Origin of the sequence: Mariniflexile sp. AS56 (assembly GCF_030552475.1) — a bacterium.
Classification (GTDB): domain Bacteria; phylum Bacteroidota; class Bacteroidia; order Flavobacteriales; family Flavobacteriaceae; genus Mariniflexile.
The window spans coordinates 266,417-292,068 of record NZ_JAUPED010000002.1 but is presented as its reverse complement, the minus strand read 5'-3'; the positions used below and the strand labels follow the sequence as shown (position 1 = coordinate 292,068).

The window sequence follows — 25,652 nt, the reverse complement described above, 5'->3', positions numbered from 1 at the left end:
AAGAATGGATGTGAAATTAGTCAATTTCTTCGTAATCCACATATTCACCAACATCTTTATTTGAAGTTTTTACGTTTGGAACTTTGTCTATAGAAACCTCGCCTTCCTTCTTTGTTGGTTGTTGCTGCGGACGTTGTTGAAATTGCCCGCCAAATTTTTGTTCTGCTTTTTTAGCTATATATTTAAGTAATAAAGGCGCAAACAGTCTTGAAAGAACCTTCAGTCCATAATAAATAAGGATAATTATTAAAATCGTTCTAATAAAACCGGTTACAGATGCTTGTTGTAACATAAAAAATAATTTTTAACAAAAATACAATTCTATCTGCTTAAAAAAGGTTCAAAAATGATAAAAAAAGTATAAAATATCTATATTTGGAAAGCCTTAAGTCAGTATTTTTTAAGCATCAGTAAATAATATAATTTACGATAACTAAAAACACCGTTATGAATCCATTCAAATCTACCCTGTTTTTCCTAATAAGTTTAATAAGCACGCAAGCCTTTTCGCAATACACCGATGTTATAAACTCCAACCGTCCTGGTGTTTCTAGAAGTGCGTTTTCTGTTGGCACCAATGTTGCACAACTTGAAGTGGGCCCGTATATGATTAAAGAAGAACGAACACCTGCCACAAGTTACGATGTAGATGGTTTAGGTGTCGATTTTGCTGCACGTTATGGTTTATTATGGGAGCAGTTAGAACTTAATATTGAAGGAACATTTCAAAGCGACACAAAAACCTATACCTCCAATATTTCAGCTGAAGATAAACGCGCTAATTTTAAATATTTAACCGTTGGAGCTAAATATTTAGTGTACGATCCTTATAAAAATTCAGAAAACGAGAAACCTAATTTATTTAGTTGGAAAGCAAACCATCGCTTTAAATGGAAGTCGTTATTACCCGCAGTATCAATATATGCAGGAGCTAACTATGACACAGAAAACAACCCGTACACTGCCCCAGGCGTTGAAGGTTTTAGTCCGAAAATCATGATTGCTACACAGCACAATTTATCTGGCGGCTTTGTTTTTGTTCTGAATTTAATTAAAGATCGAATTGGTACAGAGCAGTCTGATTTTCAATATATATTAACATTAACACATTCATTCTCTCCTAAATGGGTAATATTTGGAGAAACCCAAGGCATACAAAGTGATTTTTATGCTGATAATTTATTTAGATTTGGCGGCGGTTATTTATGGAGTAAAAACTTCCAATTAGACACCGCGGTTACTTTTAACACAAAAGATACGCCATCTGTTTTTGGTGTTAATTTTGGAATGTCTTACCGTTTAGATTTTCACGAAGACAAAGAAATAGATAATGGCAATTCTTCAAAAGGAAAAGGTTCTGGAAAAAACAAATCAAAGAAAACGACCGACGTTATAGAAGAGTATAACAAAAAGAACAAAAGAAAAGATCAAAATTTCAATTAAAAGATTTACGACATTCATAAATGATTTCAATAAAAGAAGTAACTACAAAAAGCGATTTAAAGGCTTTTGTAAAATTCCCATTTAAACTCTATAAAGACTCAAAATATTGGGTCCCACCTATTATTAGTGAAGAAATAAAAACCTTCAATAAAAAAGAAAACCCCGTGTTTAATGATGCAGATGCGCGTTTATTTCTAGCCTATAAGGACAATGAAATTGTGGGACGCGTTGCCGCTATTATTAATTGGTTAGAAGTAAAAAACCAAACATTAAAGAAAATGCGATTTGGTTGGTTTGATTTTATTGATGACTTAGACGTTTCGGAAGCGCTATTTAAACAAGTGGAAAGCATTGGTAAATCGCATGGTTTAGAATATACCGAAGGTCCTGTTGGTTTTTCAAACCTAGATAAGGTAGGTGTTATGACTGAAGGGTTTGAATCTATTTCCACGATGATTACCTGGTATAACCACCCTTATTATATTAAACATTATGAACATGCTGGTTATGTTGTTGAAAAATCATATTCTGAAAGCAAATTCCCTTTTGAGAATGTAAAACCTGAATTCTTTTTCAAAGCTCAAGAACTCATTAAAAGACGTTATCAACTTAGAGCATTGAAATTCACCAAAACAGAAGAGGTGATGCCTTACGTTGACAAGATGTTTGATTTATTTAATGAAAGTTATGCAAACTTATCTTCATTTGTAGCCATTACAGACATTCAAAAAGAATACTTTAAAAAGAAGTTTATCAGTTTTATTAATCCAGAATACATCAAATTTGTTGTAGATAAGAACAATGAACTGGTTGGATTCGCAATTGTAATGCCCGCATTTTCAAAAGCTTTACAGAAAATGAATGGTAAACTTTTCCCTTTTGGTTTCCGACACATCTTACAAGCTAAGAAACACAGTAAAGATGTTATTTTCTATTTAATAGGTATCCACCCCGATTACCAAAACAAAGGTGTACATGCCGTTATTTTTAACGAATACTACAATACTTTTACAGAAAAAGGCATTGAAACCTGTATAAGAACACCCGAACTAGAAGACAACCATGCGATCCATCAAATATGGAAACATTTTGACCCTGTAGTTTATAAACGCCGAAAAACATTACGAAAAAACATTATATAATAAAAAAGAGCTTCCAATGGAAGCTCTTTTTTATTTACTGTATTTTATAATTTATTACTCGCCCATGGCAGCCATTACAGCAGCCGATAAACGTTTGTAAGTTCCGTTCTCTAAACGCGTTCTAATAGAATCAAAAGCCTCTAAAGTAACTTGGATATCTTCTAAGGTATGTGTTGCCGTAGGAATTAATCTTAGTAAAATTAATCCTTTAGGTATCACGGGGTAAACTACTATAGAACAGAATATTCCGAAGTTTTCACGTAAATCTTTAACCAAGGCCATTGCCTCAGGAATACTTCCTTTAAGGTATACAGGCGTTACACAACTTTGTGTTGTTCCAATATCAAAACCTCTTTCTTTAAGTCCAGACTGTAATGCATTGGTATTCTCCCAAAGCTTATTTTTTAGTTCTGGCATAGTTTTAAGCATTTCTAAACGCTTTCTTGCTCCAACAACTAATTGCATTTGCAACGATTTAGCAAACATTTGAGAACGTAGATTATATTTTAAATAATCCATGATTTCTTTATCACCAGCTATAAAAGCTCCAGTTCCTGCCATAGATTTTGCAAACGTAGCAAAATACACATCAATATCATCTTGAACACCTTGCTCTTCACCTGCTCCAGCACCTGTAGCACCTAAAGTACCGAAACCATGTGCATCATCTACCAAAAATCTAAACGTATATTTCCTTTTAAGCGCTGCAATTTCTTTAAGTCTACCTTGCTCGCCTCGCATACCGAAAACACCTTCAGAAATCACTAAAATCCCTCCGCCAGTTTGTTCAGCCATTTTAGTAGCTCTATCTAGGTTCTTTTCTAAACTTTCAATATCATTATGCTTATAAGTAAAACGCTTACCCATATGTAAACGTACACCATCAATAATACATGCATGTGCATCTACATCATATACAATAATATCATCTTTAGACACTAAAGCATCAATAGTAGATACCATTCCTTGATATCCGAAATTTAATAAATAAGCAGCTTCCTTACTAACAAATTCAGCTAGTTCGTTCTGAAGCGTTTCATGAAGTTCTGTGTGACCAGACATCATACGAGCTCCCATTGGATACGCAGAACCATAAGCCAAACCAGCTTCTCCATCTACCTTACGCACCTCAGGGTGATTCGCTAAGCCTAAATAATCATTTATACTCCAAGTGATTACGTCTTTCCCTTGAAACTTCATTCTGTTTGATATATGTCCTTCTAATTTTGGAAACACAAAATATCCTTCAGCTTGAGACGCCCATTTTCCTAATGGTCCTTTGTCTTTATAAATTTTTTCGAATAAATCTTTCATTTATTATAAATCTTATTGCAATTAAAATTAAGACTTAACTATTAACTTGAAGTGGTTTACTACTTAAATTAAAAACACATAACAGTGATTATAATCTTCGCTAAAAAACTTTTTAGTTTTTAGTTAGTTCGTGCAAAATTAAATATTTAAATTCTTTGTACATAATTTTTAGCCTCCAATTATTTATAAAATAAAAAAAGAGATAACTTTTTGTTATTAAAACAAATGCCATCTCTTTATTATGTACTAATATATGTTATTTTATGTACTCGATACTCTGCATTGCTTCCGCATTGACACTGTCAAAGAAACCTTGCTCTTGCATCCATTTATCACTATAAACTTTACTCATGTAACGCGAACCATGATCTGGGAAAATAACTACAACATAATCATCTTCATTAAAAACACCTTGTTCCCCAAGTTGTTTAAGTGCTTGTGTTGCCGCTCCTGATGTGTAACCTACAAAAAGTCCTTCAGTTCTCGCTAATTCTCTAGCTGTATGCGCACTTTCCTCATCGGTTACTTTTACAAATTCATCAATAACATCAAAATTTGTAGCTGTAGGTATTAAATTTTTACCTAAACCTTCAATTCTATAAGGGTAAATTTCTTTTTCATCGAACTCTCTGGTCTCATGGTATTTTTTAATAACCGACCCAAAAGCATCAACTCCAATAACTTTAATATCTGGATTTTGCTCTTTTAAATACTTTGCCGTTCCAGAAATAGTTCCTCCGGTACCACTACACGCTATAAGGTGTGTTATTTTACCTTCTGTTTGCTTCCAAATTTCTGGTCCTGTAGATTTATAATGTGCATCAATATTTAATTCGTTAAAATACTGATTGATATACACTGAACCTTTCATTTCTTCGTGTAATCTTTTTGCAACTTGATAATAAGATCTTGGATCGTCTGCTCTAACATGTGCTGGACACACATATACTTTAGCGCCCATGGTTTTAAGCATGTCTATTTTATCGGCAGAAGACTTTGAACTAACAGCCAGAACACAATCATATCCTTTAATGATACTTACCATAGCAATACTAAACCCTGTGTTACCAGAAGTTGTTTCGATGATGGTGGAACCAGGGGTTAAAATACCCTTTCGTTCTGCCTCCTCGATTATATATGTTGCTATCCTATCTTTTGAAGATTGTCCTGGATTGAAAGATTCTACTTTTGCGTAAAACTTCCCTTTGAATTTTGAAGCTACTTTATTAAGTTTAATAAGCGGTGTATTGCCTACTAAGTCTAATACATTATCAAAAACTTGATTTCTGTGTTTCATAAATGCTTTTTACAAGCTACTTAACTATTTATTAAAATAATATTTTGTAGCTTAAAACCTGACAAAAATAAAACTTTTTTTTTTATTAACCATGGATTCCTTCTAAATCTAACAAAAAGGCGTACTCTAAGGCCACTTCTTTTAGACTTTCAAAACGCCCTGAAGCCCCGCCATGACCCGAATCCATGTCTGTATGCAACAATAATTTATTCTCATCAATTTTTAACTCTCGTAATTTGGCTACCCATTTTGCAGGTTCCCAATATTGCACTTGAGAATCATGTAATCCAGTTGTAACCAACATGTTAGGGTATTCTTTAGGTTCTACGTTATCATAAGGTGAATAAGACTTCATGTAAGTATAATACTCCAATTTGTTCGGATTCCCCCATTCATCATACTCCCCTGTCGTTAAAGGAATTGAATCATCTAACATGGTTGTAACCACATCTACAAATGGAACAGCAGCAAGCACCCCATGATACAATTCTGGGTTCATATTAATAATCGCTCCCATTAGTAAACCACCGGCAGACCCACCATAAGCATACAAATGCTTTGTGGAAGTATAATTTTGTTCAATTAAATATTTTGAACAATCTATAAAATCATGAAACGTATTTAATTTATGAAGTAATTTACCTTTTTCATACCAATCTCTACCTAAATATTCACCGCCACGAATATGTGCTATAGCATAAATAAAACCACGATCTAGCAAACTTAGTCTTACAGAAGAAAAAGATGGATCGATTGTAGAACCGTAGGAACCGTAAGCATATTGCAATAACGGACTTGTACCATCTAACTTCACTCCTTTTTTATAAACCAACGACATAGGTACTTTTACCCCATCGCGTGCGGTTGCCCAAACACGTTTAGATTCGTAGTTCTCTTTATTAAACTTACCACCTAATACCTCTTGTTCCTTTTTAACTTCACTCAATTTCGTTTTGAAATTATAATCAATAAGCGAACTTGGAGAGGTTAACGAATTATATGCATAACGCAATACATGACTATCAAAATCGGGGTTACTGCCAATATAAGCTGTGTAAGTTTCACTTTCAAATGGTAAAAAATAATCTTCAGTACCGTCCCAGCTCATGATGCGTAAGTTATTAAGTCCGTTTTCACGCTCATTAACTACTAAATAGTCTTTAAAAATTTCTATATCTTCTAATAAAACCTCTTCTCTATGAGGAATTACCTCTTTCCAATAACGTTTTTCAGTTTTAAGTTCACTTGTTTTTAGAAGTTTGAAATTCGTTGCACCATCGCAATTTGAAATGATATAAAAACTATCATTATAATGCGCAATGCTATATTCAAAATCGCGTTTACGCTTTTCAAACAATACAAATTCCCCATCTGGGGTATCAGCATTAACATAACGATATTCTGAAGACACGGTACTTGACGAACCAATAATCAAATATTTTTTTGATTTTGATTTATAAACAAACGTATTAAAGGTTTCATCAGATTCATGATACACCTCGATATCCTCCTTGCAGTCTGTGTGTAATTTATGTTTGAAAATTTTATGTGAACGCAAGGTTACTTCTTCCTTTATGCAATAAAACAAAGTTTTATTATCATTAGCCCAAGTAGAACTGCTTGTTGTATTTAAAATTTTATCTGAAAAGATTTCTCCTGTAACTAAATTTTTAATTTGAATGGTATACTGCCTTCTGCCAACGGTATCGGTTGAAAAACTCACCAATGTATTATCTGGACTAATGGACATGCTACCTAAATTGAAATAAGCATGGTCTTTAGCCATAATGTTACAATCGAACAGAATTTCTTCTGGCGCTTCTAAAGTCTCTTTTTTCCGAAGGTAAACAGGGTAATCTTGCCCTTTTTCGTAACGAGTAATATACCAGTAACCGTTTAATTTATAAGGGACAGATGAATCATCTTCCTTAATTCTCCCCTTCATTTCTTCAAATAAATCTTTTTGAAATCCTTCCGTATGCTGCATAACTTCCTTGGTGTAGGCATTTTCAGCATTCAAATAATCAATTACTTCTGGATTCTCCCTATCGTTTAACCAATAATAATTATCAACCCTTACATCTTTATGCTTAGTTAGTTTTTTTGGTTTTTTAGCAACCTGAGGTGCTTTAAGGGTGGGTTTCAATAACATATTTATTCTTAAATTAAGGTGGCAAAAATATAAAAATTAAATAGCTTTGTACCGAATAATAAATTATATAATTATGTTTGGAGATATGATGGGCATGATGGGGAAACTTAAAGAAACCCAGAAAAAAGTAGAAGAGACTAAAAAACGCTTGGATACGGTTTTAATTGATGAAAAAAGCAATGATAGTAAGCTGAAAATCACTTTAACAGCCAATAGAACGATAAAATCGATTGCTATCGATGACTCTTTACTACAAGATAAAGAACAACTAGAAGATTATTTAATTCTTACGTTGAATAAAGCCATTGCTAAAGCAACTAGTGTAAACGAAACAGAACTAGCTGCTGTAGCTAAAGAAGGTATGCCGAATATTCCCGGTATGGATATGTTTAAATAGAATTATTAGATACATGGATTTTAGACTGATGGTCAATTCTACGCTACAGGATTTGTAAAGTATGAATGAGCTTTTCATGCATAGCATCTGTATAATCTAAATGAGTCACCATGCGTAACTTATTAGTCCCCATACTTATAATATGTATTTTCTTGTCTGTTAGTTTTTGAATAAAATCCTTTTCGTTAACATCCTTATTCAGTTTGAATATAACAATATTGGTTTCAATAGGTTCTACTGTTTTAATAATTGACAGTTTAGACAAGGTCTCCCCTATTTCTTTGGCTTTTTTATGATCTTCAGCCAGTCTATTTATATTGTGATCTAAAGCATAAAGTCCTGCGGCGGCTAAAAAACCAGCCTGTCGCATGTTGCCACCAAAAACTTTTCGAATTCTAAGAGCGTTTTTCATAATCGCTTCATCTCCTACTAAAACAGAACCAACAGGACAACCTAAACCTTTACTTAAACATATTGATATCGTATCGAATACATCTCCATATTGTTTGGCGCTTTCATTTTTTTCAACCAAAGCGTTCCATAGGCGTGCGCCATCTAAATGATACCCCAATTGATGCTCGTCGCATACTTTTCTAATTTTTAAAATTTCATCAAAGTTCCAACAAGAACCACCTCCTCTATTTGCTGTGTTTTCAATTTCAACCAATCGTGTCGGACTATAATAGTAAGCATCAGGATTAATAGCTTCTAATACTTGTTCTGCTGTGAACATGCCTTGATTACCATCAATTAATTTACAGGATATACCACTATTAAAAGAAGCGCCTCCAGATTCGTAATTATAAATATGCGCATATTTATCACAAATAACTTGATCTCCAGGATTTGTATGTAGTTTTAATGCTGTTTGATTTGCCATGGTGCCACTTGGAAAAAACAAGGCACTAGGTTTTCCAAACATAGTGGCGATACGTTTTTCTAATTCGTTAACGGTTTCATCTTCTCTAAAGACATCGTCTCCCACTTTTGCTTGCATCATAGCTTGAAGCATGTCTTTCGATGGTTTTGTAACGGTGTCGCTTCTTAAATCAATTATCATAGGTAAATAAATATGAAATAAACTTATAAATAATTTTTAATATATAAAACTATCGTATTCAAAGTATTACAAAAAACATGATTTCGAGCTAAAAGTAAACTTTTACTTGTTAACGACTATTTATAGTATATTGGCTATGTTTTTATGAAAAGGTTAAAATAAAATTTATTTTCGTACTTGTAATTTGAAAAAACTATTATCAAAATCTTAAAAAACATGAAAAAAATTATTTTTACCATTCTAGGGATTAGTGTACTATTCCTTGGGTGCCAATCCGAACCAATTGACGTTAATGGAGACAGTCTTTTGTCCCTCTCAGGCAAATCATCACTAATATCAGGAGATTGCGAACCTGATATTGAGGCTCTAGTCGCAAGTTTACCAGACGTAGTAAGTGCTAAAACTACTGCAAAACCTGGAAATAATGCTTATTTTTCATTAGATATTTTAGATTCTAACCTTGCTGGCGTAGGTATTCCTGCTTGGTGTGTAGATCAGGATTTAAATCTTGACGTTGAAGGACCATTTAATTTTGCAGTTTATTCTAGTTATGAAACGCTACCTGCTGGAGAATTTGAAAAGCCAGAAAATTTTGATTTAGTTAACTGGCTATTAAATCAATCCTATGTAGGTCAAAACAGCCCTCTAGGTGGACAATATACTTTTGGTCATATTCAATATGCTATTTGGATTTTATTGGATGATTCACTTTGTGTTGATTGTACTTACTTAACAGACCCTACAGGAACTTGGGGTAGTGATCCTGGGAATATCCATAAAGCTATTGAGTTAGCTAATGCTGCAGAAGCTAATGGTCAAGGCTATATACCTGGTTGTGGAGAACAGTTCGGAATCGTTTTGATTCCAGAAGGGAAACAAGCAATTATTATTACCAAAGAAGTACCTGCAAAAGAAGTTGAAGTTGAATGCTTTGAATGCGAAGGAAAAGTTACTGAGTTAGAACTTCAATACAATGGTGCATCAGCTGCTAAAGTAACTGTTGAAACTAAAAAAGATGGTGAAAACGATGAAAAAATTGTGTTTGATGGTACTTTAATGCCAGGACAAAATTTCAGCTTCACTGGAAATGATAAAAAAGGAACACTAGGTTCTGAGATTACTATCTATATAAACGGTAAAAAACATACTGAAATTCATACTAGCTGTTCTGACCCCATAGGTCCTGGTTTAATTAGTGGTGATTTTGAAGTAATTAGAGGTGCTAGTAAAGACGGGGGCGAATTATGTCCTATTGAAACCACTCCTGGAGAAGATTGTAGTGAATGTGAAGGTAAAATAACGGAATTAGAACTTCAATATAATGGTGCATCAGCTGCTAAAGTAACTGTTGAAACTAAAAAAGATGGTGAAAACGATGAAAAAATTGTGTTTGATGGTACGTTAATGCCAGGACAAAATTTCAGCTTCACTGGAAATGATAAAAAAGGAACGCTAGGTTCTGAGATTACTATCTATATAAACGGTAAAAAACATACTGAAATTCATACTAGTTGTTCTAATCCAATAGGTCCTGGTTTAATTAGTGGCGACTTTGAAGTAATTAGAGGAGCAAGTCGTGAAGGTGGAGAATTATGCCCTATTAACTCAACACCTCCGAATGGAGATGACTGTAACGAATGTGAAGGTAAGGTAACCCGATTAGACCTTCAATTTAACAGTAATACGGCTGCTAATATTAAAGTTGTTCAAAAGAAAGATAATATAGTTGCTTTTGAAGGCTATGTTCAAGGTGGAGCCATTTTTAGCTTCTCAGGAAAAGATGACAAAGGTACTTTAGGTACTGAAATAACGATTTATGTAAATGGTCAAGAAAGCCAAAAAATACACACGAGTTGTTCTGTTGAAATTGGAGCCGGTGCCATTTTTGGTAACTATACCGTAATTGGTGGGGCTAGTCGTGAAGGCGGTGAGTTATGCCCTGTTGAAACAACAACTCCTCCAAATGGAGACGATTGTAGTGAATGTGAAGGTAAAGTAACGAGATTAGATCTTCAATTTAACGGTAATAGTAGTGCTGATATTAAAGTTGTTCAAAAGAAAGACAATATAGTTGCATTTTCTGGTAATGTAGGAGCAGGACAAACATTTACATTTTCTGGTAAAGATGACAAAGGGACCTTAGGTACTGAAATCATCATTTATGTTAACGGTGTTGAATCACAAAGAATACACACTAGCTGCTCGGTGCCAATCGGTGCTGGTGCGATATTTGGTAATTTCAAAGTAATTGGTGGCGCAAGTCGTGAAGGTGGAGAATTATGTCCAGTTGAAACTAGTCCTCCTAAAGGAGATACATGTGATTGTGATGGGAAAATTGTAAAAATGACTGTTACATATAACGGACCTTCAGGAGCTACAATTGTTGTTACTGGAGATAAAGGAGGTTCTCAAACTTTTTCAAATGTACAACCTGGAGATAAATTAACACCAACATTAGGTAGTGTTGGTAATTGGTGGTACTATTCTGTTAATGGTTCACCACAGGCTCAAATTCATACAAGCTGTTCAGATGACATTTTGGGTAATAAAAATGCTCACAAAAGTACTTTTGGAGATTTAGGATCTTACCCAGACCCTGTTGATGGAGACAATAATGGTACATTTTTAGTTACTAGTCATACAGACGAGAAAGGAAATACCTGTTCAATATAATGTAGTTTAAGAACTTATTATATTATAAAATAATTTAAAGGACTTTGGAATTTTATTCCAGAGTCCTTTTTTTAGTACTAAAAAGAAGAGCTTTAAAAGATATAACTTTATAAAAAACAACATTGAATTTAAATATTTATCAAAAAACTAAATTTGAAAAAATTCGTAAAAATTGAATGTTTTACTTTCTACTAGATGCTATAAATCCTATTTTTGTTCAAAAGAAAATAATCTATGATAACTTCCGATCAAATTAAAGATCTAAACACCCGCCTCGACAAACTTAGGCACTATCTTTGACGTAGATAGAAAACTTATTGAAATACAAAACGAAGAAGAAAAAACCTTCGACCCTAATTTCTGGAATGATCCCAAAGCAGCCGAAGTCATTATGAAATCACTTCGTGTCACTAAAAAGTGGGTTGAAGATTATAATAAAGGCAAATCTCTTACCGAAGATTTAGAAGTTCTTTACGAGTTTTATAAAGAAGGTGAATCTACTGCCGAAGATGTTGAAGAACAATACCTAAAAGCCTTTAATTTACTTGAAGATATTGAGTTTAAAAACATGCTTTCGGATGAAGGTGATAGCTTAAGTGCTGTTTTGCAGATTACTGCTGGAGCTGGTGGCACAGAAAGTTGCGATTGGGCAAGTATGCTGATGCGTATGTACCTTATGTATGCTGAAAAAAGCGGATTTAAAGTTAAAGAACTGAACCTTCAAGATGGTGATGTTGCAGGTATAAAAACGGTAACTATTGAGATTGAAGGCGATTTTGCTTTTGGCTGGTTAAAAGGTGAAAATGGCGTACATCGTTTAGTTCGTATTTCTCCGTTTGATAGCAATGCGAAACGTCATACCAGTTTTGCTTCTGTTTATGTGTACCCATTGGTTGATGATACTATTGAAATAGAAATAAATCCTGCAGACATTGAAATTACCACGGCGCGTTCTAGTGGCGCTGGTGGACAAAACGTTAATAAGGTAGAAACTAAAGTCCAATTAACACACAAGCCAACAGGAATTCAAATTCAATGCTCTGAGACACGTTCTCAGCACGATAACCGCTCTAGAGCCATGCAAATGCTTAAATCGCAGTTGTATGAAATAGAACTTCAAAAGCAAATGGCACAACGTGAGGATATTGAAGCTGGAAAAATGAAAATTGAATGGGGTAGCCAAATACGTAACTACGTTATGCAACCTTACAAACTGGTTAAAGATGTTAGAACAGCACATGAAACTAGTAATGTAGACGGTGTTATGGATGGTAATATCAACTCGTTTTTAAAAGCCTATTTAATGATGATGGGCCAAAAAGTGGAAGATAACAACACATTATGAAACACATAGACACCATAATTTTCGACCTTGGAGGTGTTTTAATTGATTGGAACCCTGAGTACGTTTTCCTAGATGCTTTTAATGGAGATAGAGAGAAAATGCAATGGTTTTTTCAGAACGTTTGCACCAGTGATTGGAATGAAAACCAAGATGCAGGTTACCCGCTAGCACTAGCTACCCAAGATTTAATTAAACAATTCCCTGAACAAGAATATTATATAAACATGTTTTATGGTGATTGGGAAAACATGCTGGGAGGCGCTATTGAAGGCACTGTTAAAATTCTTGATACACTTATTAAGTCTAAAAAACACAAAGTCGTTGCTCTAACCAATTGGAGTAACGAAACCTTCCCTATTGCCCAAAAACGTTTTGAGTTTTTACAATGGTTTGAAGGTATTGTTGTTTCAGGTGATGAAAAAACAAGAAAACCTTTTAAAGATATTTATGATATTACGCTTGATAGATTCAATATCACCCCTGAAAACTCGCTATTCATTGACGATAATTTAAGAAATATTGAAGCTGCAAACGCTTTAGGTATCAACGGTATTCATTTTGAAAATCCTGAGAAACTCATTCAACAGTTAAAAAACTATAATATTCATTTATAATGATAAAAATACTTCATAATAACCGCTGTAGTAAATCGCGTTGCGGACTAGAACTTTTAGAAAATTCAGGAAAACCATTCGAAGTTGTAAAATACTTGGAAGACACTCTAACAACTACTGAATTAAAAGAGATTATTCAACTTTTAGCTATAAAACCAATAGATTTAGTTAGAAAAAATGAAGCTGTTTGGAAAACTGAGTTTAAAAACAAAGACTTAAACGACGACCAAATTATTGAGGCTATGGTTAAAAATCCAAAACTTATAGAACGCCCAATCGTAATTAACGGTAACAAAGCTGCTATTGGCAGACCCACCGAAAAAATATCTGAAATTATTTAAAATCCGAGCTGTAAATTAAGATAAGTTAATTAACTTTTAATTAACAAAAACGCACTAAACCATGCCTATTTTTGCGAGTCTAATTTGCAAAAATCAATCATGTCAAAAATTTTATTCCCACTTCTTTTACTCTTCACTTTTACATTATATAGTCACGCGACTCCTAAAAGCTCAAAAAGTGCAGCCGATAAAGATATTACCATAACTGGAAAAGTTATAGATAAAGATACAGGAGAACCCTTAGAATACGCCACAATCGCTTTTTTTAGTAAAAAAGATAATAAAATTGTTGATGGATGTATTACAGATACTCAAGGTGAGTTTAGTATTCAGGTTGCCAAAGATCTTTATAATATCACTATTGAATACATTTCATATAAAAAAATAACCATTTCAAATAAAAAACTAGATTCTAATGTGAATTTAGGTACTATCTCTCTAGAAATAGATTTTGCTTCTTTAGGTGAAGTTGAAATTATTGCAGAACGTACCACTGTTGAGATTAAACTTGATAAAAAAATATACAACGTAGGTAAAGACCTTACTGTTAGCGGTGGTAATGTAAGTGATGTTCTAGATAATATCCCTTCAGTTTCTGTAGATGTTGAAGGAAACGTTGCTCTAAGAGGTAATGATAACGTCACCATTCTTATAAATGGGAAACCTTCAGGCTTAGTCGGGTTAAATTCTACCGAAGCATTACGCCAACTGCCTGCAGATGCTATTGAAAAAGTAGAAGTTATCACATCGCCCTCTGCTCGATACCAATCTGAGGGAACAGCAGGTATTTTAAATATTATTTTACGTCGAAGTAAACTACAAGGTTTTAATGGCGCAATTACTACAAATGCGGGTTACCCCAACTCTGCTGGTATATCTGGAAACGTTAATTATAGAACGGGCGATATCAACTTTTTTAGCACAACTAGTTATAATTACAGAGAGTCTCCAGGGCACTCGTATACCTTCACAAAATATAAAGCTGAAGGGAATTATATTGATGAAAAAAATGATTGGGATAACACCAGTAAAGGCCTTACTTCAAACATTGGTTTAGAATGGTATATAAACGATTCGGCCTCTTTAACAACGTCTTTAGTTTATAGAGACTCTGATAACGAACGCTATGCCGAAAACAAAATATTTCAATTTGATGAAAATTTAAATTTAACAGGACAAAGTCTTCGTTTAGAACCTGAATTTGGTGATAGTAAAACCATACAATATGCCACAAACTTCACTAAAAATTTTAAAACAAGTGGCCATAAATTCACCTTCGATTTTCAGTATGAAGATAATGATGATAACAAAAATTCAATAATAGTTAATGATGGTGTAAATAGTGAGCAAATCACAACCTTAGAAAATCAACAAAACATTTTATTGCAGTCTGATTATGTATTACCTATAGGTGAAAACAGCCAATTTGAACTTGGGTATCGTGGTGATTTTAGCACTAAATCTACCGATTATGCTGTAGACACGTATAATGAAGCCACTGATAGTTATACTGTAAATGATTCCTTATCCAATATATTTAATTTTAAAGTCTATATTAGTGCACTTTATGCCCAATATGGTAGTAAAATTAATAAGTTCTCATATCTATTTGGTTTGCGTATGGAAAACACACAAACAACAATAGACCAACCAACAACGGGGTATTTTAAAAAGAAAAACATAACTGGTTTATTCCCTACTATTAATTTTAGTTATGAATTAAATGATAAAGAAAGCTTAACGCTTGGTTATAGTAGAAGACTTCAAAGACCTCGCGGACACCACCTAAATCCGTTCCCTTCAAGAACCAGTTTAACCAATATATTTCAAGGAAACCCTGATTTAGATCCTAGTTATTCTGGTCTTTTCGATCTAGGCTACCTTAACAGATTTAGCAAAGTAACCTTGAGTACTTCTATTTATTTTCAACATGAAAAAGACGAAAGTAATTGGGTGAGTTTTGAAACAGGGGAAACAGTTTCAATTAACGGACAAGATATTCCGGTTATTCAAAGAACCCCGGTTAACATGGCTAAGGAAGACCGATTTGGATATGAATTCAATGTTAACTATACACCAACAAGAAAATGGCGTATTAATACCGATTTCAATTTATTTAAAAACATGACGCGTGGTGACTATAATGGTGTGAATTATGATGCAGATAATTTGAGTTGGAACGTTCGTTTAAGCAATAAATACACCCTTCCTGGAAATATAGATTGGCAAACTAATATGGATTATAGAGGGCCGAGTAAAGATGCTCAAAATACACGAGATGGTATATTTTCTATTAACTTGGCGTTGAGTAAAGATTTATTTGAAGATAAAGCCTCTATCGCTTTTAATATTAGTGATTTATTAAACAGCCGACGCTATAAAGGAGATATAAACACTCCTACATTTTATACTACCAGAGATTTACAGTTTAGAGTAGGACAATCGTTTAATTTATCATTCACTTACCGTTTTAACCAGAAAAAGAAACCAGAACGCCCGAATAATCGTGGTGAAGGTTTCGATATAGACGGGTAATATTATTTGAGTGTCATATTACAAATAGTTTTTATAACTAGATCTTAAATGAAACAGCCTTGATAAATAAAAATGTTTTTTATTTATCAAGGCTGTTTTTTATTTGAAATACGACCAATTTGTTCTAATAAACTAGAGATTGGCTTTAACCAATACCAAAGTTTTAAAATATGAGTGCATAAAAAAAGGGAAGCTAAATTAGCTTCCCTTTTTTTTAAAATATATGGTTATTTATGAGTTTTGACGCTTCGCCTTCTTCTCTTCTCTAATTTCTTTTAATCTTTCAATTAAAGAACCTCCAATCCAATAAGGAATTACAAAAGTTAATAAGAAAATCATTAACCAGAAGCCTAAAGTTAAAATGGATAAAAAAGCTAAAAATCCTAAATATTGGTCAAAATCAAACATAATTGTATCTATCTATTAAAAAATCTTACGCAAAGATAATGCAACCGTTTTTGTTAAACAATAGTTAAACCAAAAATTATTAACAGAACTTTCTTAATCTAAGTTAGGTTGTGGTGTCATTCTTAAATAAGGTTTAATTTCCTTATGCCCTTTTGGGAACATGCCTGGAATTTGCTCGTTTGTAATAGCTGGAGAAATAACCACATCTTCTCCGTTCTTCCAATTTGCTGGAGTAGCCACTTTGTGGTACGCCGTTAATTGTAAACTATCAATAACACGTAGCAACTCATCAAAATTTCTACCTGTAGATGCTGGGTAGGTAATTATCAATTTCACCTTTTTATCATCACCAATTACAAATACAGAACGTACCGTTAATTTATCATTTGCATTGGGATGTATCATATCGTACAGTTCAGATACGTTTTTATCATCATCTGCGATAATTGGAAAATTCACTGTAGTATTCTGGGTTTCATTAATATCATTCACCCAACCTTTATGCGATTCTAACCCATCAACACTTAATGCCACTACTTTAACGTTTCGTTTATCAAACTCGGGTTTATATTTGGCTACTGTACCTAATTCTGTAGTACAAACCGGTGTATAATCTGCAGGATGTGAAAATAATATACCCCAGCTATCACCTAACCAATCATGAAAATTAATGTCTCCTTCTGTAGATTTTGCTGTGAAATTTGGAGCAACGTCTCCTAATCTAATTGTTGCCATAATATGTTATGTTTTTATATTTAAATAATTAAATGTATTCTATACAAGCTAAATTACCCAATTTTGATCAAATAAATAAAACAAAGACGTTATATCTCTGTTAAAAAAGTTTATAAAAAACAAACAAATTTCTTACTTATAAAAACCATAAATCAATTAACTTTGTAACTTAAATTAAATCATGTAACGATGGCTTTTAGAATAGAAAAAGATACCATGGGCGAGGTAAAGGTACCTGCCGATAAACTTTGGGGAGCACAAACAGAACGCTCTCGAAATAATTTTAAGATAGGAGCTTCGGCGTCTATGCCTTTAGAAATAATTTACGGATTTGCCTATTTAAAAAAAGCTGCTGCTTACACCAATTGTGAGTTAGGTGTTTTACCTATTGAAAAGCGTGATTTAATTGCTGCTGTTTGTAATGAAATATTAGAAGGCAAACATGATGATCAATTTCCGCTTGTTATATGGCAAACCGGCTCTGGAACACAAAGTAATATGAATGCTAATGAAGTTATTGCCAATAGAGCACAGCAATTAGCAGGTAAAATTATAGGTGAAGGAGAAAAAGCGATTCAACCAAATGATGATGTTAATAAATCACAGTCATCAAACGATACGTTTCCAACAGGTATGCATATTGCTGTGTATAAAAAAATAGTAGAAGTAACTATTCCTGGTGTAAAACAACTTCGTGATACTTTAAAGAAAAAATCTGAAGCCTTTAAAAATGTTGTAAAAATTGGACGTACCCATTTAATGGATGCTACACCCCTAACCTTAGGTCAAGAAATTTCTGGTTATGTAGCTCAATTAGACTACGGCTTAAAAGCTTTAGAAAACACATTGCCACATTTAAGTGAATTAGCATTAGGAGGTACAGCTGTAGGAACTGGTTTAAACACACCTAAAGGCTATAGTAAACGTGTTGCAGAATATATTGCAGAATTTACTGGACTTCCATTTATAACAGCACCAAACAAGTTTGAAGCCCTTGCAGCCCACGATGCGATAGTTGAAACACATGGAGCTCTAAAACAATTAGCCGTTTCTTTAAATAAAATAGCTAACGATGTTAGAATGATGGCTTCTGGACCACGAAGTGGTATTGGTGAAATTATTATTCCAGCAAATGAACCAGGTAGTTCTATTATGCCAGGAAAAGTAAACCCAACACAATGTGAAGCTTTAACCATGGTTTGTGCGCAAGTAATTGGTAATGATGTAGCTGTTACTGTAGGAGGTTTACAAGGACATTATGAGTTAAATGTATTTAAGCCAGTAATGGCTGCAAATGCGATACAATCTGCTCAATTAATTGGTGATGCTTGTGCTAGTTTCGACGAACATTGTGCTGTTGGTATAGAACCAAACCACGACGTAATTAAAAAACTATTGAACAACTCTTTAATGTTAGTAACAGCGTTAAACACCAAAATAGGTTACTATAAAGCAGCTGAAATTGCAAATACAGCACATGCTAACGGAACAACTTTAAAAGAAGAAGCCATCAATTTAGGCTACGTTACTGCTGAAGATTATGATGCTTGGGTAAAACCAGAAGAAATGGTTGGGAGTTTAAAATAAATTCTTAATCTCATATAAATAAAAAAACAGGTAAATAATATTTACCTGTTTTTTTTTGGTTGGTTGGTTAGCTATCAATCCTTCTAAATATTCTAAGAATTCTCTTCAAATATATAATTTAACATGGTGCTAACTGTTAACAAATGTTAATTGCTATCATTTTTATTTCTAATCCTACTTAATTGCACTGCGGTTATCCCTAAATAGGAGGCGATATGGTACTGCGGAATTAACTCATCAATCCCTTCAAATTTCTTCTGTAATTCAAAATATCTATCTTTAGCATCTAGCGAAATTAATTCCACTAGTCGCTTTTCATACATCATATAAATAGATTCTAATATTTTAGAATACAGCATATTTACAGATGCATTTCTAATACATAATTCTCTTAGTGCATCAAAATCAACTTCATAAACCTCTGAATCTTGAAGTGCTTCAAATACAAATAAGGACGGTGTTTTTTGAATCAAGGAAGTTAATGGACCAAAGAAACCCAAATGCATATAAAAACTTTTATTAAATTCTTTTCCAGATTCTGTACTTAAAAAACATCGTACAACTCCAGAAACAAGCATATATACTTTTTGAGGTTTTTCATTAAATTTAACCAGTTGTGTACCTGCTTTTACAGTTTTAAACTCAGAAAATTTCAAAATTTCATCAACAACATCTTCAGATACGCTACTAAAGGTGTTTAAAAAATCTAAATTAGGATTTGCTTCCTGCATATTATAAAGACTATTTATAAAGTATTTAGGAGGGGATTAGATACTCTATTATTGCTAAAATATTATTAAATTGTTATTAAAATATTTCTTTAGAAATTAAAACTACACCTTATAATAATTCTTTATTCAATTTTTCTTCAATTTGCACATAAATTTGTTTAGAGGTATTGAAAATAACGTATTTATATACAAAAAAGCCTTAGGGTTCACCTAAGGCTTTTTTTAAATGTTATATGAGGTTTATTTTAAAGTAAACTCAGATGTTGCTACTAAATCTTTTTCATTAAAAACATTAATGATATAACGTCCTTTTTCAAAATCGGTTTTCTCTTTCGAAGAAACAAATTCACAAACATCTAAACTCACGTTTTCGTAATTAAACTTACTAATAATGCTGTAGTTTAACGCTTTATCTCCAAATTTAACTTGTTCGTTTAAACCTAAAGTATTGTTTTTCGGGTCAATAACTTGAACGTATAATTCTTGGTTTCCAGATTGCACTAATTTATTTTTAGGCACTGTAAAACAAACTCTAATTTTATCAGAACGACTTGCTCTTTCTGTTGGTATTAATTTACCTGAAGTTCTTTCAATAACTCCGAAACCTTTCATGTTTACGGCTCCTAATACAGCTGCGTTAGAAACAACTTCAGCTAAAGCATTATTTTGAATTAATAAAGAATCTGTAAACATAGTACGTTCTTCTAAACGAACACGTGTACTATCCAAAGAGGTTGCTAAATAAGAATTTTGAATTTTTAATTTATCGTTTTCAGCTAATAAAGCATTCATTTCTTTTTGTAAAGACGCATACTTTTGTTTGTAGCTCCATAAGCTCTTTACGTTAGTTTCAGAAATTTTTAACGAATCAATTAATCCTTGAATACGCGCTCTTGCATCAACTAAATCTTTATTAGCCACATCATTTTCACTAATAGCCACATCATATTGCTTAGCCATTGCGTTCAAATCGTTCATTACTAATTGTTTTTGTTCGGTTAAGTCTTGTTGCACTTTCGAACTACTTGAATATAAATTCATTGTGTAGAATGCTGTTCCTAAAAATAAAACTAATGCGATACCCAATGCTACTTTAAGCCCCATACTACTTTTGTTGTTTTCCATAATTACTTGTTTTAATGTTTTAATAGTCTAATTGTTCTTTAATTATAATACTTTATTTTTTTTAATGCTTTAAATAAATAATACTGTATTTTTATTTCAAATTTATTTACTTTTTTATGAATAAACTGGTTTTATTTAACAATACTGCATTAAACGAATTATTAAACAAACGCCCAGGTGAATCCAAATTTGGTGAACATATTCAAATATTAACCAGCATTTCCAATATATACGAACAACTTATAAGTTTGGACGTTACGCATGTAATAATTGGTTTACCAGAAGATGTTGGGGTCTATGCTAATTATGGCAAAACAGGTACCTCTAAAGCTTGGGACGCTGCTTTAAAAGTGTTATTAAACATTCAAAGTAATGAGTTTACAAAAGCTAATAAAGTTTTAATTTTAGGACATCTCGATTTTACAGATGAATTATTAAAGGTTGCAGCTTTAGACCCCTCTAAAAAGAAAAGTATTTCTAAAGCCAGAAAAATGGTGAGCAACATAGATAAACATGTTACCCACATCGTGCAACTAATTGTTTCTGCTGGTAAAAAACCTATTATTATTGGAGGTGGCCACAACAACGCATACGGAAATATAAAAGGAGCCAGTTTAGCTTTAAAACAGGCTATAAATGCTATTAATTTTGATGTGCATTCAGATTTTAGACCAGAAGAAGGAAGGCACAGCGGTAACGGTTTTAGTTACGCTTACGCGGAAGGATTTTTAAGAAACTATTTTGTGTTTGGACTGCAACGTAATTACACGTCTGACGTTCTCTTTAAAACACTTAAAAAATTAAAATTAGTAAAATACAATACTTTTGAAAGCTTAGAAGTTGCCAAAGACACCAAGTTTAAAGAAACTTTAGAACGCGCCTATAACCATGTTGGCGATAAACCTTTTGGTATAGAAATAGATTGTGATGCTATTGAAAACACACCAAGTAGCGCGATGACACCGAGTGGTTTTAGTGTTAATAAAGCTAGAAGTTTTGTTTCTTATTTTGGAAAATACGAAAATGCCTGCTATTTACATATATGTGAAGCGGCACCCACAAAAAAAACAGAAACACAAGTTGGAAAATTAATCACTTATTTAATAGCAGATTTTATTAACGCTCATGAAAATTGAAATCATACCATTTGAAAATAAATACGCTAAACATTTCTACGATTTAAACATAGAATGGTTACAAACTTATTTTTATGTAGAACCATATGATGATGAAGTTTTAAGTAAACCTGAAACTTATATTATTAACAAAGGAGGCCATATATTCTTTGCAAAACTAAATAATGAGATTGTAGGTACAGTTGCTTTAATGCCTATGGGAACTAGCAACCTTTTTGAACTTACTAAAATGGCCGTTTCACCAAAACACCGTGGTTTTAAAATTGGGCAACAACTTATGCAACATTCTATAGATTTTGCGAAATTTATAGAGTTGCCAAAGCTCACGCTTTACTCCAATCGAAAATTAGAGAACGCCATTTATATTTATAAAAAATATGGTTTTATTGAAGTAACCATTGAACCAAATTCACCATACAAAAGAAGTGACATAAAAATGGAATTGATTTTTTAAAGAATCAAACTAATTTATGAATTAGTGCATACTGTAATAAAACGATGGTCCTAGTGTCGTTTATTTCACCATTATTCAACATCGTGATGGCGTTTTCAAATGGCATTTCTAATACTTCTATATCTTCATGTTCACTTTCTAAACCACCACCTTCATTTACTTTCATAGCATCTGTATATTCACCTATAAAAAAATGCATTTTTTCTGTCATAACACCAGGTGAAGAGTAAGCTTCAAATACTTTTTTAACTTCCTTTAATCGATATCCAACTTCTTCTTCTGTTTCTCTTATAATACAGGCTTCAGGATTATCCTTATCCAACATACCCGCACAAATTTCAACAAGTAACCCATCTTTATTATCATTTAAAAATGTTGGCATTCTAAATTGTTTTGTTAAAATAATGGTGCCTTTTTCTTTATTATAAAGCAAAATACCAGCACCATCTCCCCTATCATAACATTCACGAACTTGGGTCACCCAGTTTCCATTGCTTAATTTATAATCGAAGGTCAATTTGTTTAATGTGTAATAGTTGTTAGAAAGTAATTCTGTTTTTATATTTTTTAAATTTTCAGAAGGCATAATTTATAATAAATAAGTTCATTAAAGTATGAGAAGCAATTTCGGTAAAAATTATCAAATGGCTGCTATAATTACATATTGTTGATAAAATTTGACAAATTTTATTACCTCTGTATTATTTAATTTCTCACCTAAAACACTTTAAATAAGCTATATAGCCTACAGATATCCGTGTTATTTGGCTTACGTTTATATTTCCACTACGGCAATATATAATGGACTAGTGAATAAAATACACTATATTTGAAGTGCAAATTAATCATGTTTTACTTTGACTATGCACCAATTTCTATTAAACAGCTTTCAACCTAAAATACTTGCAGTAAGCCAGTCTGATATTGTAACCATTTTAACTATAGTTGTTATTTTCTTTGCTATACTATTAGTTCTAGGTATTAGAAAATCGTACAAATTAAAGAAGGAAAATGAGCGCCTTGATAAACTAAGCGAGGAAATGGCTAAACAAGAAGAAAAATATAAAGATTTCACCGATGGCCATATGTATGGCAATAAATAGTTAACCTGAAAATTTCATGGAATCACTTATTTTCATTGCGATATTCAACGTATTACTTTTACTAGTTGCTTTTAAAACTAAAATTGGCTTATATACAGTTACTCCAGAAAACCAATGGCAAGATGCTGTTAATTTATTTGAAGAAAACAAAAAAGCTATTGATGACTTAGATCTTTCAGATTATAAATTAGGCTCTGGCCATATTTATGAATAATAATAATTATAAGAAATAAAACAAAAAAGCCTGCAATAGCAGGCTTTTTTGTTTGTAAGTAGTACCATTATTAGCGTACCAATTTTTTATATTTAATTCGCTTAGGTGTTAAATCACCACCCAGACGTTTCTTTTTATTTTCTTCATATTCACTAAAACTTCCTTCAAAGAAATATACTTGAGAGTCGCCTTCAAACGCTAAAATATGCGTACAAACTCTATCTAAAAACCATCTATCATGCGATATTACTACGGCACAACCTGCAAAATTCTCTAAACCCTCTTCTAGAGCACGTAAAGTATTTACATCAAGATCATTGGTAGGCTCATCCAAAAGCAACACGTTACCTTCTTCTTTAAGCGTCATAGCTAAATGAAGTCTATTACGCTCTCCACCCGAAAGCAGCTTCACCTTTTTGTTTTGCTCGCCTCCAGAGAAATTAAAACGGCTTAAATACGCACGTGAGTTCACCTCTTTACCGCCCATTAAAACAAGCTCTTGCTCGTCACTAAAGTTTTGCCAAATGGTTTTCTCAGGATCAATATTCGAATGCGCTTGATCTACATAAGCAATTTTAGCAGTTTCACCCACTTGAAACGCTCCTTTATCCGGCGTTTCCTCACCCATTATCATTCTGAAAATAGTAGTTTTACCAGCACCATTGGGTCCAATAACACCTACTATTCCTGCTTGAGGAAGATTAAAGTTTAAATCTTCATAAAGCAATTTATCATCAAAACCTTTACTTACTCCTACTGCTTCAATAACATTGGTACCTAATCGAGGACCGTTAGGAATGTAAATTTCAAGTTTTTCGTCAAGTTGTTTTTGGTCTTGACTCATTAACTTATCGTAATTATTTAAACGCGCCTTCTGTTTAGTTTGACGCCCTTTAGCACCTTGACGTACCCATTCTAACTCGCGTTCTAATGTTTTTTGACGCTTAGATGCTGTTTTACTTTCTTGCGCTAAACGTTTTGATTTTTGATCTAACCAAGATGAGTAATTACCTTTCCAAGGAATTCCTTCACCTCTATCCAATTCTAAAATCCATCCTGCTACATTATCTAAAAAGTATCTATCATGCGTTACAGCAATCACGGTTCCTTTATATTGTGCTAAATGATGTTCTAACCAATGCACAGACTCTGCATCCAAGTGGTTGGTAGGCTCATCCAGTAATAACACATCCGGTTCTTGTAAAAGCAATCGGCATAAAGCAACACGACGGCGTTCACCACCAGATAATACCGCTATTTTTTTATCACCATCGGGCGTTCTAAGCGCATCCATGGCAATTTCTAACTTAGTATCTAACTCCCAAGCATTCGTAGCATCAATTTTATCTTGAAGCTCTGCCTGTTTTGCCATCAACTTATCCATTTTGTCTGGGTTCGAATACACTTCTTCCAAACCAAACATATCATTTATTTTATTGTATTCATCAAGAATAGCAACGGTTTCCGCTGCACCTTCTTTTACAATTTCTAAAACAGTTTTACTTTCATCAAGCTGTGGTTCTTGCTCTAAATACCCCACCGAGTAATCTTGCAAAAAGGTTACATCACCTTGATAATTCTTTTCTACACCAGCAATTATTTTAAGTAAGGTCGATTTACCCGAACCATTTAAACCCAAAATTCCAATTTTGGCACCGTAAAAAAAGCTTAAATAAATATTTTTTAATACTGGGGTGTTTGCCCCCGGAAACGTCTTGGTTAAACCAGACATTGAGAAGATAACTTTCTTATCGTCAGACATAATTAATTATGATTTTAGATTTACTATTTGTAAGATATAGGTTTACAGTTAAAAAATGCTGCAAGCCTTAACAGAATACTGCGA

Annotated in this window: 24 protein-coding genes; 13 read left to right on the top strand and 11 right to left on the bottom strand. The window is 33.0% G+C overall.

Annotation, left to right across the window (positions count from 1 at the left end; all coding sequences use genetic code 11):
• Nucleotides 1-16: 16 nt before the first annotated feature.
• The gene (locus Q5N74_RS03935; RefSeq protein ID WP_304387410.1) at nt 17-292 is read right to left on the bottom strand and encodes a DUF4834 family protein; all 276 of its coding nucleotides are present in this window, start codon (nt 290-292) and stop codon (nt 17-19) included.
• A 155-nt stretch (nt 293-447) separates the two neighbouring features.
• Between Q5N74_RS03935 and Q5N74_RS03930 the strand changes: the two genes are divergently transcribed.
• Together Q5N74_RS03930 and Q5N74_RS03925 are read left to right on the top strand one after the other, a co-directional pair.
• Nucleotides 448-1,443 (top strand): transporter, encoded by a 996-nt coding sequence (locus tag Q5N74_RS03930; RefSeq protein ID WP_304387409.1) that lies wholly within the window; start codon nt 448-450, stop codon nt 1,441-1,443.
• A gap of 20 nt (nt 1,444-1,463) precedes the next feature.
• Nucleotides 1,464-2,585 (top strand): GTP cyclohydrolase, encoded by a 1,122-nt coding sequence (locus Q5N74_RS03925; protein ID WP_304387408.1) that lies wholly within the window; start codon nt 1,464-1,466, stop codon nt 2,583-2,585.
• Between the two features lie 54 nt (nt 2,586-2,639).
• On the opposite strand, the gene Q5N74_RS03920 is transcribed toward Q5N74_RS03925, so the two are convergent.
• The 3 genes from Q5N74_RS03920 to Q5N74_RS03910 all read right to left on the bottom strand — a co-directional run bounded on the left by Q5N74_RS03920 (nt 2,640) and on the right by Q5N74_RS03910 (nt 7,348).
• Nucleotides 2,640-3,899, bottom strand: coding sequence for an aminotransferase class I/II-fold pyridoxal phosphate-dependent enzyme (locus tag Q5N74_RS03920; protein ID WP_304387407.1), 1,260 nt, complete (start codon nt 3,897-3,899; stop codon nt 2,640-2,642).
• Nucleotides 3,900-4,155: 256 nt separating this feature from the next.
• On the bottom strand, nt 4,156-5,196 hold the full coding sequence (locus Q5N74_RS03915) for a PLP-dependent cysteine synthase family protein (protein ID WP_304387406.1): 1,041 nt from the start codon (nt 5,194-5,196) through the stop codon (nt 4,156-4,158).
• 85 nt (nt 5,197-5,281) lie between these two features.
• Nucleotides 5,282-7,348: a S9 family peptidase gene (locus Q5N74_RS03910; protein WP_304387405.1), complete on the bottom strand. Its 2,067-nt coding sequence runs from the start codon at nt 7,346-7,348 to the stop codon at nt 5,282-5,284.
• 73 nt (nt 7,349-7,421) lie between these two features.
• On the opposite strand from Q5N74_RS03910, the gene Q5N74_RS03905 reads away from it, so the two are divergent.
• The gene (locus Q5N74_RS03905) at nt 7,422-7,745 is read left to right on the top strand and encodes a YbaB/EbfC family nucleoid-associated protein (RefSeq protein WP_304387404.1); all 324 of its coding nucleotides are present in this window, start codon (nt 7,422-7,424) and stop codon (nt 7,743-7,745) included.
• A gap of 43 nt (nt 7,746-7,788) precedes the next feature.
• Here Q5N74_RS03905 and Q5N74_RS03900 read toward each other — a convergent pair whose 3' ends face one another.
• Entirely contained in the window at nt 7,789-8,805 is a 1,017-nt protein-coding gene (locus Q5N74_RS03900) for a low specificity L-threonine aldolase (RefSeq protein WP_304387403.1), read from the bottom strand.
• A gap of 216 nt (nt 8,806-9,021) precedes the next feature.
• Between Q5N74_RS03900 and Q5N74_RS03895 the strand changes: the two genes are divergently transcribed.
• From Q5N74_RS03895 to Q5N74_RS03875, 5 genes are all read left to right on the top strand, one after another.
• Nucleotides 9,022-11,478: a hypothetical protein gene (locus tag Q5N74_RS03895; protein WP_304387402.1), complete on the top strand. Its 2,457-nt coding sequence runs from the start codon at nt 9,022-9,024 to the stop codon at nt 11,476-11,478.
• A 234-nt stretch (nt 11,479-11,712) separates the two neighbouring features.
• A protein-coding gene (gene prfB / locus Q5N74_RS03890) for a peptide chain release factor 2 (protein WP_304387401.1) occupies nt 11,713-12,823 on the top strand; the annotation gives its coding sequence in 2 pieces (ribosomal slippage) (nt 11,713-11,775 and nt 11,777-12,823; 1,110 coding nt in all).
• On the top strand, nt 12,820-13,437 hold the full coding sequence (locus Q5N74_RS03885) for an HAD family phosphatase (protein ID WP_304387400.1): 618 nt from the start codon (nt 12,820-12,822) through the stop codon (nt 13,435-13,437). Before prfB ends, Q5N74_RS03885 begins: the two co-directional genes overlap by 4 nt.
• Nucleotides 13,437-13,778, top strand: coding sequence for an arsenate reductase (glutaredoxin) (gene arsC / locus Q5N74_RS03880; protein WP_304387399.1), 342 nt, complete (start codon nt 13,437-13,439; stop codon nt 13,776-13,778). The genes Q5N74_RS03885 and arsC overlap by 1 nt, the downstream gene beginning before the upstream one ends.
• Nucleotides 13,779-13,877: 99 nt before the next feature.
• Nucleotides 13,878-16,313 carry an outer membrane beta-barrel protein gene (locus Q5N74_RS03875; protein WP_304387398.1) on the top strand — a complete coding sequence of 812 codons (2,436 nt, stop codon included), beginning with the start codon at nt 13,878-13,880 and terminating at the stop codon, nt 16,311-16,313.
• A 231-nt stretch (nt 16,314-16,544) separates the two neighbouring features.
• Here Q5N74_RS03875 and Q5N74_RS03870 read toward each other — a convergent pair whose 3' ends face one another.
• Together Q5N74_RS03870 and Q5N74_RS03865 are read right to left on the bottom strand one after the other, a co-directional pair.
• Entirely contained in the window at nt 16,545-16,721 is a 177-nt protein-coding gene (locus Q5N74_RS03870) for a hypothetical protein (RefSeq protein ID WP_304387397.1), read from the bottom strand.
• 93 nt (nt 16,722-16,814) lie between these two features.
• A complete protein-coding gene (locus Q5N74_RS03865) occupies nt 16,815-17,456 on the bottom strand; it encodes a peroxiredoxin (RefSeq protein ID WP_304387396.1) in 642 nt (213 codons plus the stop codon).
• Nucleotides 17,457-17,645: 189 nt separating this feature from the next.
• On the opposite strand from Q5N74_RS03865, the gene fumC reads away from it, so the two are divergent.
• Complete coding sequence (gene fumC, locus Q5N74_RS03860) at nt 17,646-19,043, top strand: class II fumarate hydratase (protein ID WP_304387395.1); 1,398 nt, start codon at nt 17,646-17,648, stop codon at nt 19,041-19,043.
• Nucleotides 19,044-19,189: 146 nt separating this feature from the next.
• Here fumC and Q5N74_RS03855 read toward each other — a convergent pair whose 3' ends face one another.
• Together Q5N74_RS03855 and Q5N74_RS03850 are read right to left on the bottom strand one after the other, a co-directional pair.
• The gene (locus tag Q5N74_RS03855; protein WP_304387394.1) at nt 19,190-19,774 is read right to left on the bottom strand and encodes a Crp/Fnr family transcriptional regulator; all 585 of its coding nucleotides are present in this window, start codon (nt 19,772-19,774) and stop codon (nt 19,190-19,192) included.
• A gap of 240 nt (nt 19,775-20,014) precedes the next feature.
• Entirely contained in the window at nt 20,015-20,899 is an 885-nt protein-coding gene (locus Q5N74_RS03850) for a chromosome partitioning protein ParA (RefSeq protein WP_304387393.1), read from the bottom strand.
• Nucleotides 20,900-21,015: 116 nt separating this feature from the next.
• On the opposite strand from Q5N74_RS03850, the gene Q5N74_RS03845 reads away from it, so the two are divergent.
• Nucleotides 21,016-22,035, top strand: a complete 1,020-nt coding sequence (locus tag Q5N74_RS03845; RefSeq protein ID WP_304387392.1) for a formimidoylglutamase — start codon at nt 21,016-21,018, stop codon at nt 22,033-22,035.
• On the top strand, nt 22,025-22,489 hold the full coding sequence (locus Q5N74_RS03840; RefSeq protein ID WP_304387391.1) for a GNAT family N-acetyltransferase: 465 nt from the start codon (nt 22,025-22,027) through the stop codon (nt 22,487-22,489). The genes Q5N74_RS03845 and Q5N74_RS03840 overlap by 11 nt, the downstream gene beginning before the upstream one ends.
• 4 nt (nt 22,490-22,493) lie before the next feature.
• Here the strand turns inward: Q5N74_RS03840 and Q5N74_RS03835 are convergent, their stop codons facing one another.
• Complete coding sequence (locus Q5N74_RS03835; protein WP_304387390.1) at nt 22,494-23,075, bottom strand: NUDIX domain-containing protein; 582 nt, start codon at nt 23,073-23,075, stop codon at nt 22,494-22,496.
• Nucleotides 23,076-23,352: 277 nt separating this feature from the next.
• On the opposite strand from Q5N74_RS03835, the gene Q5N74_RS03830 reads away from it, so the two are divergent.
• Nucleotides 23,353-23,592 carry a hypothetical protein gene (locus tag Q5N74_RS03830; protein WP_304387389.1) on the top strand — a complete coding sequence of 80 codons (240 nt, stop codon included), beginning with the start codon at nt 23,353-23,355 and terminating at the stop codon, nt 23,590-23,592.
• A gap of 16 nt (nt 23,593-23,608) precedes the next feature.
• Nucleotides 23,609-23,806: a hypothetical protein gene (locus Q5N74_RS03825; protein ID WP_304387388.1), complete on the top strand. Its 198-nt coding sequence runs from the start codon at nt 23,609-23,611 to the stop codon at nt 23,804-23,806.
• Between the two features lie 70 nt (nt 23,807-23,876).
• On the opposite strand, the gene ettA is transcribed toward Q5N74_RS03825, so the two are convergent.
• Nucleotides 23,877-25,568: an energy-dependent translational throttle protein EttA gene (ettA, locus tag Q5N74_RS03820; protein ID WP_304387387.1), complete on the bottom strand. Its 1,692-nt coding sequence runs from the start codon at nt 25,566-25,568 to the stop codon at nt 23,877-23,879.
• Nucleotides 25,569-25,652 lie beyond the last annotated feature (84 nt).

What these genes read in the sequence shown, in the direction of transcription:
- Q5N74_RS03935 (WP_304387410.1), bottom strand. Translation starts at nt 292, where the DNA reads ATGTTACAACAAGCATCTGTAACCGGTTTTATTAGAACGATTTTAATA.
- Q5N74_RS03930 (WP_304387409.1), top strand. Translation starts at nt 448, where the DNA reads ATGAATCCATTCAAATCTACCCTGTTTTTCCTAATAAGTTTAATAAGC.
- Q5N74_RS03925 (WP_304387408.1), top strand. Translation starts at nt 1,464, where the DNA reads ATGATTTCAATAAAAGAAGTAACTACAAAAAGCGATTTAAAGGCTTTT.
- Q5N74_RS03920 (WP_304387407.1), bottom strand. Translation starts at nt 3,899, where the DNA reads ATGAAAGATTTATTCGAAAAAATTTATAAAGACAAAGGACCATTAGGA.
- Q5N74_RS03915 (WP_304387406.1), bottom strand. Translation starts at nt 5,196, where the DNA reads ATGAAACACAGAAATCAAGTTTTTGATAATGTATTAGACTTAGTAGGC.
- Q5N74_RS03910 (WP_304387405.1), bottom strand. Translation starts at nt 7,348, where the DNA reads ATGTTATTGAAACCCACCCTTAAAGCACCTCAGGTTGCTAAAAAACCA.
- Q5N74_RS03905 (WP_304387404.1), top strand. Translation starts at nt 7,422, where the DNA reads ATGTTTGGAGATATGATGGGCATGATGGGGAAACTTAAAGAAACCCAG.
- Q5N74_RS03900 (WP_304387403.1), bottom strand. Translation starts at nt 8,805, where the DNA reads ATGATAATTGATTTAAGAAGCGACACCGTTACAAAACCATCGAAAGAC.
- Q5N74_RS03895 (WP_304387402.1), top strand. Translation starts at nt 9,022, where the DNA reads ATGAAAAAAATTATTTTTACCATTCTAGGGATTAGTGTACTATTCCTT.
- Q5N74_RS03885 (WP_304387400.1), top strand. Translation starts at nt 12,820, where the DNA reads ATGAAACACATAGACACCATAATTTTCGACCTTGGAGGTGTTTTAATT.
- arsC (WP_304387399.1), top strand. Translation starts at nt 13,437, where the DNA reads ATGATAAAAATACTTCATAATAACCGCTGTAGTAAATCGCGTTGCGGA.
- Q5N74_RS03875 (WP_304387398.1), top strand. Translation starts at nt 13,878, where the DNA reads ATGTCAAAAATTTTATTCCCACTTCTTTTACTCTTCACTTTTACATTA.
- Q5N74_RS03870 (WP_304387397.1), bottom strand. Translation starts at nt 16,721, where the DNA reads ATGTTTGATTTTGACCAATATTTAGGATTTTTAGCTTTTTTATCCATT.
- Q5N74_RS03865 (WP_304387396.1), bottom strand. Translation starts at nt 17,456, where the DNA reads ATGGCAACAATTAGATTAGGAGACGTTGCTCCAAATTTCACAGCAAAA.
- fumC (WP_304387395.1), top strand. Translation starts at nt 17,646, where the DNA reads ATGGCTTTTAGAATAGAAAAAGATACCATGGGCGAGGTAAAGGTACCT.
- Q5N74_RS03855 (WP_304387394.1), bottom strand. Translation starts at nt 19,774, where the DNA reads ATGCAGGAAGCAAATCCTAATTTAGATTTTTTAAACACCTTTAGTAGC.
- Q5N74_RS03850 (WP_304387393.1), bottom strand. Translation starts at nt 20,899, where the DNA reads ATGGAAAACAACAAAAGTAGTATGGGGCTTAAAGTAGCATTGGGTATC.
- Q5N74_RS03845 (WP_304387392.1), top strand. Translation starts at nt 21,016, where the DNA reads ATGAATAAACTGGTTTTATTTAACAATACTGCATTAAACGAATTATTA.
- Q5N74_RS03840 (WP_304387391.1), top strand. Translation starts at nt 22,025, where the DNA reads ATGAAAATTGAAATCATACCATTTGAAAATAAATACGCTAAACATTTC.
- Q5N74_RS03835 (WP_304387390.1), bottom strand. Translation starts at nt 23,075, where the DNA reads ATGCCTTCTGAAAATTTAAAAAATATAAAAACAGAATTACTTTCTAAC.
- Q5N74_RS03830 (WP_304387389.1), top strand. Translation starts at nt 23,353, where the DNA reads ATGCACCAATTTCTATTAAACAGCTTTCAACCTAAAATACTTGCAGTA.
- Q5N74_RS03825 (WP_304387388.1), top strand. Translation starts at nt 23,609, where the DNA reads ATGGAATCACTTATTTTCATTGCGATATTCAACGTATTACTTTTACTA.
- ettA (WP_304387387.1), bottom strand. Translation starts at nt 25,568, where the DNA reads ATGTCTGACGATAAGAAAGTTATCTTCTCAATGTCTGGTTTAACCAAG.